The sequence below is a fragment of the Streptomyces erythrochromogenes genome (genome assembly GCF_036170895.1).
GTDB lineage: Bacteria > Actinomycetota > Actinomycetes > Streptomycetales > Streptomycetaceae > Streptomyces > Streptomyces erythrochromogenes.
In genome coordinates, this window is the sequence record NZ_CP108036.1 from 2,753,014 (window position 1) to 2,765,207 (window position 12,194).

Annotated in this window: 11 protein-coding genes; 4 read left to right on the plus strand and 7 right to left on the minus strand. The window is 73.0% G+C overall.

Features of this window, described 5'->3' with window-relative positions; translation table 11 throughout:
- Positions 1-76: 76 nt before the first annotated feature.
- Entirely contained in the window at positions 77-1,024 is a 948-nt protein-coding gene (locus OHA91_RS12185; RefSeq protein ID WP_031148548.1) for a 2-hydroxyacid dehydrogenase, read from the minus strand.
- A 72-nt stretch (positions 1,025-1,096) separates the two neighbouring features.
- Between OHA91_RS12185 and OHA91_RS12190 the strand changes: the two genes are divergently transcribed.
- The 3 genes from OHA91_RS12190 (at position 1,097) to OHA91_RS12200 (ending at position 3,668) form a co-directional block, all read left to right on the plus strand.
- The gene (locus OHA91_RS12190; RefSeq protein ID WP_031148546.1) at positions 1,097-2,104 is read left to right on the plus strand and encodes an aldo/keto reductase; all 1,008 of its coding nucleotides are present in this window, start codon (positions 1,097-1,099) and stop codon (positions 2,102-2,104) included.
- Between the two features lie 108 nt (positions 2,105-2,212).
- Positions 2,213-3,448, plus strand: coding sequence for a PQQ-dependent sugar dehydrogenase (locus OHA91_RS12195; protein ID WP_078959186.1), 1,236 nt, complete (start codon positions 2,213-2,215; stop codon positions 3,446-3,448).
- A 31-nt stretch (positions 3,449-3,479) separates the two neighbouring features.
- Positions 3,480-3,668, plus strand: a complete 189-nt coding sequence (locus OHA91_RS12200) for a DUF6191 domain-containing protein (protein WP_381821672.1) — start codon at positions 3,480-3,482, stop codon at positions 3,666-3,668.
- On the opposite strand, the gene OHA91_RS12205 is transcribed toward OHA91_RS12200, so the two are convergent.
- From OHA91_RS12205 to OHA91_RS12230, 6 genes are all read right to left on the minus strand, one after another.
- Positions 3,631-6,717: a helix-turn-helix transcriptional regulator gene (locus OHA91_RS12205; RefSeq protein WP_408059234.1), complete on the minus strand. Its 3,087-nt coding sequence runs from the start codon at positions 6,715-6,717 to the stop codon at positions 3,631-3,633. The two genes, OHA91_RS12200 and OHA91_RS12205, sit on opposite strands and share 38 nt — an antisense overlap.
- A gap of 59 nt (positions 6,718-6,776) precedes the next feature.
- Entirely contained in the window at positions 6,777-6,989 is a 213-nt protein-coding gene (locus OHA91_RS12210; protein ID WP_158714751.1) for a hypothetical protein, read from the minus strand.
- A gap of 134 nt (positions 6,990-7,123) precedes the next feature.
- The gene (locus OHA91_RS12215; protein ID WP_031148535.1) at positions 7,124-7,729 is read right to left on the minus strand and encodes a hypothetical protein; all 606 of its coding nucleotides are present in this window, start codon (positions 7,727-7,729) and stop codon (positions 7,124-7,126) included.
- A 97-nt stretch (positions 7,730-7,826) separates the two neighbouring features.
- Positions 7,827-8,381 carry a GNAT family N-acetyltransferase gene (locus OHA91_RS12220; protein ID WP_031148533.1) on the minus strand — a complete coding sequence of 185 codons (555 nt, stop codon included), beginning with the start codon at positions 8,379-8,381 and terminating at the stop codon, positions 7,827-7,829.
- 39 nt (positions 8,382-8,420) lie between these two features.
- Positions 8,421-10,670 (minus strand): MMPL family transporter, encoded by a 2,250-nt coding sequence (locus OHA91_RS12225; RefSeq protein ID WP_037631841.1) that lies wholly within the window; start codon positions 10,668-10,670, stop codon positions 8,421-8,423.
- 207 nt (positions 10,671-10,877) lie between these two features.
- Positions 10,878-11,309, minus strand: a complete 432-nt coding sequence (locus tag OHA91_RS12230) for a cupin domain-containing protein (RefSeq protein WP_031148529.1) — start codon at positions 11,307-11,309, stop codon at positions 10,878-10,880.
- Between the two features lie 61 nt (positions 11,310-11,370).
- Here OHA91_RS12230 and OHA91_RS12235 point away from each other — a divergent pair, with 61 nt between their 5' ends.
- Positions 11,371-12,180: a GNAT family N-acetyltransferase gene (locus tag OHA91_RS12235; protein WP_266499784.1), complete on the plus strand. Its 810-nt coding sequence runs from the start codon at positions 11,371-11,373 to the stop codon at positions 12,178-12,180.
- Positions 12,181-12,194 lie beyond the last annotated feature (14 nt).

Here is a 12,194-nt window from a genome sequence, read left to right on the forward strand (position 1 = left end):
TACGCTCCGTTACCAGCCGGGGAGTTGCCGCAACCGAACGCGCTCGAACGACTGCGGAGCGTATAAGGGCGGGATGTCATTCGGTGATCAGTACCGTGTGCTCCACGGGCTCTCCGGCGGCGAAGCGGGTGAGCTGGCGGGCCAGCAGGCGCTTGGCCCTCGGCTCGAACGCCGAGCTGCTGCCGCCGACATGGGGTGTGATCAGGACGTTGGGCGCGTGCCAGAGCGGGTGGCCTGCGGGCAGCGGTTCCGGGTCGGTGACGTCGAGGGCCGCGTTCAGCCGGCCCGACTCCACCTCCGCCAGCAGGGACTTGGTGTCGACGACGGGGCCGCGCGACACGTTCACGAGCAGCGCCCCGTCCTTCATCCGGCCGAGGAACTCGGCGCCGACCAGGCCCCGGGTGGCGTCGGTCAGCGGGGTCACGAGGATCACCACGTCGGCCTGCGGCAGCAGCGCGGGCAGGTCGGCGAGGGCGTGCACCGGGCCCCGGGCGGTGGTCCGGGCCGAACGGGCCACGCGTTCGATCCGCTCGCACTCGAAGGGCACGAGCCGGTCCTCGATCGCCGAGCCGATGGATCCGTAGCCGATGATCAGAACTGACTTGTCGGCGAGGGCGTCGTAGAAGCCGGAGTGCCATTCCTCGCGGTCCTGCCCGCGGACCATGCCGGGGATTCCGCGCAGGGAGGCGAGGGTCAGCGCGAGGGCCAGCTCGGCGGTGCTGGCCGTGTGGACCCCTGCGGCGTTGCACAGCCGTACGCCGGGGCGCAGGTCTCCGAGGCGGCCCAGCACGTCGTCGATGCCGGCCGTCAGGGTCTGGACGACCCGGACGGCCGGCATCTCGGCGAGCGGGCGCACGGTGACCTCGGCGGACTTCATGTAGGGGGCCGCGTAGAAGACGCAGTCGGCCGGATCGGCCGGGAAGGCGTCCTCTCCGTCCCAGTGGCGGTACCGGAAGGAGTCGGGGAGGCCGGCGACCTCTTCGGCGGGGAAGGGGAGCCAGACGTCCCGGGGCATTGCAGTCATGATCACGAGGCTATGCCAAGCCGTCTTGATCAAGCCGTTAGTTTGGTGGCCGAAGTGGAGGGGGGCGCAGGGGTGGAGCGCAGGTCGATCGGGGCAGGGGCGCTGAGCGTGGGCGCCGTCGGCCTCGGCTGTATGCCGATGAGCTGGGCGTACGCGCCTTCTCGGCGGCGGGGGCACGAGTCGCTGGCCGCCGTGCACGCGGCGCTGGACCTGGGGTCGAACCTGCTGGACACGGCCGATGTGTACGGCCCGTTCACCAACGAGCTGCTGCTGGGGCGGGTGCTGCGGGAGCGGCGGTCCGACGCTTTCGTGTCGGCCAAGGTCGGGCTGCGGGCCGGCGACCAGCACGTGGTGGCCGACGGGAGGCCCGGATACCTGCGGCGGGCGTGCGACGCCTCGCTGCGGCGGCTGCGCACGGACGTCATAGACCTCTACCAGCTGCACCGGGTGGACCCGGAGGTTCCGGTGGAGGAGACCTGGGGGGCCATGGCGGAGCTGGTGAGCGCGGGGAAGGTGCGGGCGCTCGGCTTCTGCGCGCTGGGGGCCGGGGCCGGCCCGGGGGCCGGGCGGCGCGGTGACCGCGGGTACCGGACGACGCTGCGGCACCTGGAGCGGCTGCAGCAGGTCTTCCCGGTGAGCGCGGTGCAGGCGGAGCTGTCGGTGTGGTCGCCGGAGGCGGCGGGGCAGCTGCTGCCGTGGTGCGCTGCGCGCGGGGTGGGGTTCCTGGCGGCTATGCCTCTGGGCAGCGGTTTCCTGACGGGGACGCTCACACCGGGCGAGGGCTTCGAGTCGCAGGACGTCCGGGCCCGGCACCCGCGGTTCACGGCGGAGGCGATGGCCTCGAACCAGGTGCTGGTGGCGGGGCTGCGGCGGGTGGCGCGGCGGCACGGGCCCGAGGTCACGGTCGCGCAGGTGGCCCTGGCCTGGGTGCTGGCCCAGGGGCCGCAGGTGGTGCCGGTGCCCGGCGCGGACCGGGCGCACTGGGCCGTGGAGAACGCGCGGGCGGCGCAGCTGCGCCTCGCGGCCGCGGACCTGGCCGAGATCGCGGACCTTCCGGTCGACGTGGGAGCCTGGGACTGACCGCCCACAACCACTCGATCGGGTGTACGAGTGGTGGAACTTCGGGAACTGCCCCGGCTGTTGAGACGGGTGAAGGGCAGGATCGGAGGACCGGAAGGGAGCAGGGCGATGCGATACGGAAGTTCTCCCGGGCAGGTGGGGTGCGAGGGGCCCGGCGGGCGGCGCCGGAGCGTGCTGGCGGCGGTCGCGCTGGCCGGGTGCGGTGCGCTGCTGGTGACGGGGTGCTCCCCGGAGGGCGCCCCGGACACCGGGCGGGGCGGTTCCCCACCGGGTGCGACGGCGGCGCAGTCCGGGTCGCCGGGCCCTTCGCGGAGCGGGGCCGCCTCACCGCCGGCGCCCGGACCGCCCGCGAAAGGGGCGGTGACGGTAACCGGTGAGGCCGCCAAGGACCTGGAGTCGCCCTGGGGCGTGGCCCCGCTGCCGGGAGGTGACCTGCTGGTCGCCTCCCGGGACAAGGGGACGATCAGCCGGGTCGCGGCCGGGTCGGGCGCGGTGACGCAGATCGGCGAGGTTCCGGGCGTGGACCCGGGCGGCGAGGGCGGCCTGCTGGGCCTCGCGCTGTCGCCCGACTTCGCCTCGGACCGCCTGGTGTACGTCTATTTCACGACCGCGTCCGACAACCGGATCGCACGGCTGCGCTATGACGAGCAGAGACCTCCCGGGCAGCAACTGGGCGCGCCGGACACCGTGTTCCGGGGGATCCCCAAGGGGCTGATCCACAACGGCGGGCGGATCGCCTTCGGCCCGGACAAGATGCTGTACGCGGGGACGGGAGAGACGGGTGTCACCGGTCTCGCGCAGGACAGGAAGTCGCTCGGCGGCAAGATCCTGCGGATGACTCCGGACGGGGATCCGGTGCACGGCAATCCGGAGGCCGATTCGGTCGTCTACTCCTACGGGCACCGCAATGTGCAGGGCCTCGCCTGGGACAAGGACAAACGGCTGTGGGCGGCCGAGTTCGGCCAGAACACCTGGGACGAACTCAATCTGATCGAGCCCGGTGCGAACTACGGCTGGCCCGAGGCCGAGGGGAAGGCGGGCAAGCCGGGCCTGCGGGATCCGGTGGCCGTGTGGCGGACCGACGAGGCCTCGCCGAGCGGGATCGCCTGGGCGGAGGGGTCGGTGTGGATGGCCGGGCTGAAGGGCGCGCGGCTGTGGCGGATCCCGTTGTCCGGGACGGAGCCGGTCGCCGAGCCCGAGGCCTTCCTGCAGGACGAGTACGGCCGGCTGCGGACGGTGATCGCTCTCGGAGGCGACCGGCTGCTGCTGGTCACGAGCGAGACGGACGGGCGCGGGTCGCCGGAGGCGGGCGACGACAGGATCCTGACCCTGACAGTGCGGTGACCGGCATGCCCCGGGCAGGGGCGAAAGGTGCGTGGACACGGTGTTCAACATGATCGAGGAGCTGTTCAACCCGGGACGCAAGCACACGAACGACGAGAAGAAGCGGCTGGAGCTGTCCCGGACCGACGTGGGCGACAACGATCCGGGACGGGGCCCGATAGACCTCGACTCCGGCAGGGTGCTCATACGCGTGGACGAGGAGCCCGCGGACGATCACTGACCCGCCCCGTACCGGGCGGGCCGACCGGGCCGGGCGGGCTGAAGAGCCGTAGCCGGTGGGCGAGGGCGGCCGCCTCGCCGCGGCCGGCGACGCCCAGCTTGGCCAGGATGTTCGAGACGTGCACGCTCGCCGTCTTCGGGGAGATGAAGAGCTCCTCGGCGATCCTTCGGTTGGTGCTGCCCGCCGCCACCAGGCGCAGCACGTCCTGCTCGCGGCTGGTCAGGCCGAGGGCCTCGGCCGGGTCCGGTTCCGGTTCGGGGGCTTCCGGGGGTGTGTCGTCGGCGGTCAGCGGGATCCGGGCGCGCCGGGAGAGCAGGGCCAGGTCCTCACGCAGCCGTCGTGAGCCGATCCGGTCGGCGGTGGCGTGGGCCTCGCGGAGCAGGACGGCCGCGTGCTCCCGGTCGCCGGCGGCCAGCAGGGCCTCCGCGAGCCGGTAGCGGGCCCGGGCCAGCAGGTACGGGCGCTCCAGCGCGCGGACGGACTCCTCGACGGCGGTCCAGTCGGCGACGGTGTCCCGGGCCTCGGCCCGCAGCAGTTCGGCCCGCAGGTACTCGGCGTGCGCGGTCCACACCGGGACCGGGGTGGCGAGGGTGCGGGCGGCGGTGCGCAGCACGGCAAGGGCGGCGGCGCGACCGGCTTCGGCGGCGGGCAGCCCGCGGGCGTCCGCCTCGGCGGAGGCGGACGCGAGCAGCAGGGGCCAGGCGTAGCGGTGCTGCCCGAGCGGGAAGCCGTGGTCCACTGCGGCGGCCGTCTCGGTGCGGACGTCGGTGATCCGCCCCTCCCCCGCGGCGATCCCGATCGCCAGGCGGTGGAGCGGGATCCGGTGCTGGGGCTGGGTCTCGTGCGTGCCGAAGTGGGTGTGGGCGGCGGCGAGCTGGTGGGTCGCCTCGGTCAACTCGCCCCGGGCCAGGGCGAGGTAGCCGAGCCGCGCGGAGGCGGAGCCGCGCGGGGCCGCGCTCTGGCCGACCAGCAGGGTGCGCCGGGCCGCTTCGGCGGCCTCGTCCCAGCGGCCGAGGCTGTAGAGGCTCTCGGCCATGTTCCCGAAGACCCAGGCCTCGGTGTCCAGCAACCGGGACCTCCGGGCCAGTTCGGCCCCCTGTTCGCACAGTTCCACGGCCTCGTGGGACCGTCCCAGGCTTTCCAGCTGAGAGGTGAGATTGATATGCGCACGTCCTGCCAGCAGTGCCAGCCCGAGCTCCGCGGCCCGTTCCCGGACCGCGTGCATCTCGGCGAGGCCCCCGGGGCCGTCGCCGGCGTCGGTGAGGAGCGCGCCGACCGTGATCCGGGCGTTGAGCTCGGTCTCGGCCGCACCGACCATCCGCGCGTACTCGACGGCGCGTTCGGCGGCGGCGAGGTTGCCCGGTCCCGGCTTGTGGAGCATGCCCCAGCTCGCGGCCCGGACCAGGACCTCGGCGTGCACCTGGGACGGGGGCAGCCCCCGGACGAGGTCCTGGGCCCTGGCTATCTCCTCCCAGCCGTCGCCGCGGCCGAGGGAGGCGATCAGGCGGGAGCGTTCGGTCCAGAACCACGCGGCGCGCAGCGGGTCGGCGTGCTCCTCCAGCAGGCGCAGCGCCGTCTTCGTGATCTTCAGGGCGCGTTCGCGTTCCCCTCCGTAGCGCGCCGCGACGGTCGCCTCGGCCAGCAGGTCGAGGCGCTGGAGCGGGGTGGTGGCCGGGTCGCATCCGCAGGGCGGGTACACGTCGGCGTAGTCGGCCGGGCGAAGGTCCTCGCGGACCTCCTCGGGGGCGCTGTCCCACAGGTCCAGCGCCCGCTCCAGCAGGTTCAGCTGCTCGGAGTAGGCGTGGCGGCGGCGGGCCGCGACCGAGGCGGCCAGTACGGCGGGCAGTGCCTTGGCGGGGTCGTTCGCGGTGTACCAGTAGCTGGCCAGCCGGATGACCCGCTCCTCGGCGCGGATCAGATGGGCGTCGGCCTCCACCGCCTCGGCGTAGCGGCGGTTGACACGGGCGCGCTCGCCGGGCAGCAGGTCGTCGCTGACGGCCTCGCGGACCAGCGAGTGCCGGAAGCGGTAGCCATCGCCCTCGGGGGTGGCGAGCAGGATGTTGGCTCCGACCGCGGCCCTCAGGGCCTCGATGAGTTCGTCCTCGGTGAGACCGGCGACGGCGCGCAGCAGCGGGTACTCCACGGTGGAGCCGCCCTCGGCGACGATGCGCACCAGGCGCTGGGTCTCGTCGGGGAGGACCTCGACGCGGACGAGCAGGAGGTCGCGCAGGGATTCCGTCAGTCCGGTGCGGCAGCCGCTCTCCCGGGAGGCGACGAGTTCCTCGACGAAGAAGGCGTTGCCGTCGGACCGGTCGAAGACGGTGTCCACGAAGTCCTCGTCGGGCTGCGCGGCGAGGATGCCGGCGAGCTGGCGGCGGACCTCCGCCCGGTTGAAGCGGGACAGCTCGATCTTCCGGACGGTGCGGAGCCGGTCGAGTTCGGCGAGGAGCGGACGCAGCGGGTGGCGGCGGTGGACGTCGTCCGAGCGGTAGGTGGCGACGACGACGAGCCGGCCGCTGCCGAGGGTGCGGAAGAGGTAGGACAGCAGGTGCCGGGTGGAGGTGTCCGCCCAGTGCAGGTCCTCCAGGACGAGGACGACGGTGCGGTCGGCGGCGAGCCGCTCCAGCATCCGGGCCGTGAGTTCGAAGAGCCGGGCGGTGCTCTCCTCGTCGTGCGGGCCCCTGGGAGTGTCGCCGAGTTCGGGGAGGATCCGGGCGAGTTCGTCCTCCTGGCCCGCGGCCGCGGCGGCCAGCTCCTCGGGGAGCAGCCGGTGCAGGGTGCGCAGTGCCGTCGAGAACGGGGCGAAGGGAAGTCCCTCCGCCCCTATCTCCACACAGCCGCCGACGGCGACGACGGCTCCCAGCCGGTCCGCCTCGCAGAGGAACTCCTCGGTGAGGCGGGTCTTGCCGACCCCGGCCTCTCCTCCGATGAGCAGGGCCTGCGGTTCCCGGTCCGCTGCGCGGGCCAGTGCGTCGGTGAGTGCGGCCAGTTCGTCGGCGCGGCCGACGAACACCGGGCTGACAGATCTGGTCTCCACGCCGCCGAGCATCGCACAGAGGCCCTGGCCGGCGGCACCCGATACGGGGTCGCTCCGCATCGCTCGCCGGTTCACGCGGGCCGTGGCGCGGAGCGGGCGCCACGGGTCCCGGATCCTGTCACCCGCCCTCGGGGCTCCTGGCCGCGCAAGGAGGTGCGGCGCGCCTTGCGGGCTTGCCGGACGACCCGGTACGCGGCGGCCTCACGGAGGAGGTCGGTGGTGCGGGCGGCTGCGGCGATCTCGTGCTCGAACATCTCGTACTCCCTGGTCGCGGTTGTCGGCACCTCGTTGGGTGTGATCCGAGATTCGCGTCCCAGGGGGTACCGGCACATCGGTCGCATGCCGCATCCGCGGGGGGCCGGGGGCCTTAGTCCCGGGCGGGGTGCCCGGGACGGGCCGCGGGCACCTAAGGCGCTGTCTAGGCCGCTGCCTTCGGGATGGCCAGGAGGAGGTCGAAGTACATGAGGACGAAGAGCAGGACGCCGAGGGCGCCCAGGCCGATGCCCGCCCAGGAGACGGACCGCACCCAGGTGGGGAGGATGCGCTCGGGGGTGCTGAAGGCGGGAAGGGCCAGCACGAAGGTGGCGATGATCAGGGCGAGCGCCGAGAAGACGCCGTTGACCATGGCGGTGGTGTGCCACGGGTCGACGAACTGGGCGGCGATCTGCGCGTTGGCGTCGGCGGCCTGGCTCAGCTCCAGACGGGCGGCGATGCTCGCGCGCTCGGACACGATGCCGGCGACCCAGCTTCCGCTGAGGGCGACGACGGAAAGACCGGCGGAGACGATCGCGAAGGCCGCGGAGCCGACGTGGCTCGGCTGCTCTGCGTCGGCCCGGTCCTCGGCGAAGTCGTCGTCGAGGTCGGCGTCGGTGAGCGCGGAGTCGGCGTCGGTGTCGGTCGCTGCGGCGAGGTCGGCGTCGGCCTTGGCCTCGGCTGCGGCGTCCTGGGTGGTCTCGCTCTTCTCGAGGTCGACCTGGGTGTCCGCCTCGGCGGCGTTCGGGGCGGGGGTCTTCGTGGTGTCCATGCGGGGCACCGTAGGGGCCGTGTCTGAGATTTCTCTGAGAATCCGGTGGTCGTGGCCGTATCGGGCCCCGCGACGGGCGGGGCCCGGCCGGCGTGCCTCAGGAGGTCCGGGTGGCCGCCCACTCGTGGGCGAGGATCGACCAGACCTCGGTGTCCTGGCGGACGCCCCGGTGGAGGTAGTTCTCCCGCATGACGCCCTCGCGGGTCATGCCGAGGCGTTCGGCGACGGCGAGGCTCTTCTTGTTGCCGGTGGCCGCGTGCCACTCGACGCGGTGCATGCCGCGCTCGCCGAAGGCGTAGTCGATCAGGACGTGGCAGGCCTTGGTCACGAGGCCGCGGCCGGCCGCGGCGGGCTCCAGCCAGCAGCCGATCTCGCAGTTCCCGCCGTCCGCGTCGAAGTTGGGGAAGAGGACGCCGCCCACGAGGGTGCCGTCGAGACGGATGCCGAAGAAGCGGGCGCCGTCCTCACCGGCCTTCACGGCGTACTTGGCCAGGAAGGCCCTGGCGGAGTCGACGTCCGGGGAGCGGTCCGGGAAGCCGACGTACTGGCCGATGAACTCGCGTCCGCGTTCGATGTGCGCGAAGAACTCCTCGGCATGCCGGGCTTCCAGCGGGAACAGCTGGGCACCTTCGGCGAGGTCTATCGAGAACATGCGGCTTCTTCCTTGGGTCGCGTGCGGCGGTTGGCCGGATCACCGGGAGGCTGTGGCGGGCTCGGCGTCGTCCTCGCTCGTGGTGAGGACCTCGCCGGACCGCTGTGCCGGAAGTTTCGCATGCGGCCGGTGTTCGGGGGGCTCGATGCTGATGCGGGGCAGCATCCGGTCGAGCCAGGCGGGCAGCCACCAGTTGGCGCCGCCGAGCATGTGCATCAGGGCCGGGACGAGCAGGGTGCGCAGCACGAAGGCGTCGAGGGCGACGGCCGCGGCGAGCGCGATGCCGAACATCGCGATGATCCGGTCGCCGCTGAGCACGAAGGCGAGGAAGACGGAGATCATGATGACGGCGGCCGAGTTGATGACCCGGCTGGTCTCGGCGAGGCCGACGCGTACGGCCCGCCGGTTGTCGCCGGTCTCCAGCCACTCCTCGTACATCCGGCTGACGAGGAAGACCTGGTAGTCCATGGACAGTCCGAACAGGACGGACACCATGATCACGGGCAGGAAGGGTTCGATGGGGCCCGCGCTGCCCAGGCCCAGCCGTTCGCTGCCCCAGCCCCACTGGAAGATCGCGACCACGACGCCGAAGGAGGAGGCGACGGCGGCGACGTTCATCGCCGCCGCCTTCAGCGGGATGCCGATGGACCGGAAGGCCAGCAGCAGGAGCAGGCAGCCGAGGGCGATGACCACGGAGACGAAGAGCGGCAGCTTCCCGACGATGACCTCCGCGAAGTCGTCGTAGGCGGCCGTCACACCGCCGACGTGGATCTCCATGGAGTTGCCCTGGCCGGCACGCGGGATGACGTCCTGGCGGAGCGTGTCGACGAGGTCGCTCGTGGCCCTGGACTGCGGGGCGGAGTCCGGTACGACGGTCAGGACGGCCGTGTCGCCGCTGCGGTTGAAGACGGCGGGGCCGGTGGATGCGACGCCCGGCGTCGTGCGGAGCGCCTGCTCCAGCTGGTCCACGGCGAGCCGGTCCCCGGCGCCGTCCAGGCGGGCGACGACGGTGAGCGGCCCGTTCGCGCCGGGCCCGAAGCCCTCCGCGAGCAGGTCGTAGGCCTGCCTGGTGGTCGAGCCGGCGGGGTTGTTGCCCTGGTCGGAGGTGCCGAGGTGGAGGGAGAGGGTGGGCAGGGCCAGTACCACCATGACGGCGGTGGCGACGGCACCGAGCAGCTTGGGGTGGCGCTCCACGAAGGCCGACCAGCGGGCGGCGAAGCCGGAGGTCCGCTCGGGCTGCGGACCCTCGGCGGCGAGCCTTCGGCGTTCACGGCCGGAGAGGGCGCGCATGCCTATGAAGGAGAGGAGGGCGGGCAGCAGGGTGACCGAGGCGGCGACGGTCAGGACGACCGTCACGCACGCGGCTATCGCGACGCCGTTGAGGAAGTTCAGGCGCAGTACCAGCATGCCGAGCAGTGCGATGCAGACGGTGGCGCCGGCGAAGACGACGGCCCGGCCGGTGGTGGCGACGGCCCCGGCCGCCGCCTCTTCCACCGGGAGGCCCCGCGCGAGGCCCTTGCGGTGCCGGGTGACGATGAACAGCGCGTAGTCGATGCCGACACCGAGGCCGACGAGGGTGCCGAGCATGGGGGCGAAGTCGGCGACCGGCATCGCGTGCCCGAGCAGGGTGATGCCGAAATAGGCGGTACCGACGCTGACGAGGGCGGTCGCGATGGGGAGCAGACTCGCGGCGAGGGAGCCGAAGGCGAGGTAGAGGACGAGGGCCGCGACGGCCACGCCTATGACCTCGGCGAGGTGTGCGGTGGGGGCCTCGGTGAGCTGGATGGCGCGGCCGCCCAGCTCGACCTGGAGTCCGCCGGCCTCGGTGGTGGGGTTCTTCGCGGTGTCGAGGACCGCCTTGGCCTGGCCCTTGGGTACGGAGTCGGCCGGCCGGTCGAAGGTCACCACGGCATAGGCGGTGCGTCCGTCGGGGCTGATGCGTGCGGCGCTCTCGGGGCCGGGGCCGTAGGGTCCGGCGACCGATCCGACACCGGGCAGCGCGGCGACGGCGTCGAGCGCCCGGGTCATGCGCTGCTCGATGTCCGGGGTGCGCGCGCTCTGGTGGTCCGGGGCCCGCCACACGATGGTGTCGGTGTCGCCGCCCTGGCCGTGGAAGCCTTCGCGCAGGAGGTCGTTCGCCTTGCCGGACTCGGTGCCGGGGACCTCGTAGTCGTTGGAGAACACCGCTCCGGCGGTCACTGCGGCCGCAGCGGTCCCGCCGAGGACGAGCAGCCAGATCAGGACGGCGAGGAGGCGGTGGCGCATGCACCACCGCGCGAAGACTGCCAACGGACGTGCTCCCTGGTGGGTTCGGATCTTTACCGGGAGACAGCCCGTCGCAAAGAACGCGTGAACTCGTGAAGGCCCGGCCGAAGCCCGGGGGATCGCCCCGCGGTTCGGCCCAGATGGTCTGCTACCTCCACGATCGCAGCGTTTCGTGATCGTTGGCCCCTTTCGTGTGCATCATCACAGGGGGGCCGGGAGGTGCGCGGGAACTCAGATTTCGGCAGGGGTCCGGCCGGAGGCCTCCGAGGACAGGGCGCCGGTTCGGTCCTCGGGCTCGTCCACCCGGTAGCCGGGGATCGAGGGCCAGCGGACGGTGAGGACGACCGCGTCCTCCTCCGCGTACCAGGAGTGGTCGACGCCGCGGCCCCAGAGCACGTAGTCGCCCTGTTCGGCGAGGACGACGGTCCGCCCCGGGAACTCCAGCCGGAAGCGTCCGCTGATCAGGACCAGCAGTGCGGTGCGCTTCTCGGCGGTCGCCCAGCGCTCCCGTTCGTCGCCCTTGGGGTGGACGCCCCATTTGATCTCCACGTCCTCGCTGTGACGGGGATCGGCCGGGTCCTTGAAGTGGCCGAGGAGCCAGCCGCGGTCTGCGGCGGCGTCGGGGGCGGCCTTGCCGGTGTAGATGGTGAGGTCGTCGTTCACGCTGGTGAGGCTAATGCAGTTGTGCGGGCCGGCCGGACACTGGTGAGCTGGGCGGATGACGATGGATCTTGATGAGCTGCTGAAGGTACGCGCCCGGTACGACGCCGAGGTGCGCGAGGACGCCCAACCGGACGGCGGGGACGCCCTCGTGGAGCGGGTGGGCGGGGTCGTCCGGCAGAGCGTGCCCGGCCTCGGGTGGAACGGCGTCCTCTGGTCGGACCTCGACGAGGAGACGGCGGATGCGCAGATCGCGGCGCAGGTGTCGTTCTTCGCGGAGCGCGGCTGCCCGGACTTCGAGTGGAAGCTGTACGAGCACGACCGGCCGGCGGACCTCGGGGCCCGGCTGCGTGCCGCGGGCTTCGTACCGGAGCCGCCGGAGACGCTGATGGTGGGACGGGTGGCCGAGCTCGCGCAGCTGCCGGTGGAGCCGCCGGAGGGGATCACCCTGCGGGTGGTGACGGACGAGGCCGGCGTCGACCTGATGATGCGGGTCCACGCGGGGGCCTTCGGCACGGAGCGGCCCCGGATCCGGGAGGCTCTGCTGAGCCGGCTGCGCGACGAGCCGGAGACCATCGCCGCGGTGGTCGCGATGGCGGGCGACACCCCGGTCAGCGCGGCCCGGATGGAGATGCGGCCGGGTACGGCCTTCGCGGGCCTGTGGGGCGGCGGCACGGTCCCGCAGTGGCGCGGCCGGGGCATCTACCGCCTGCTCGTCGCGCACCGCGCGCGCCTGGCGGCGGAGCTCGGCATCCCGTACCTGCAGGTGGACGCCTCGGACGACAGCCGCCCGATCCTGGAACGGCTGGGCTTCGGGGTGATGGGCGTGACGGTGCCGTACATCTGGACGCGGCCCGGCCCGGACACGGACTGAGATCGCGCGGCCCG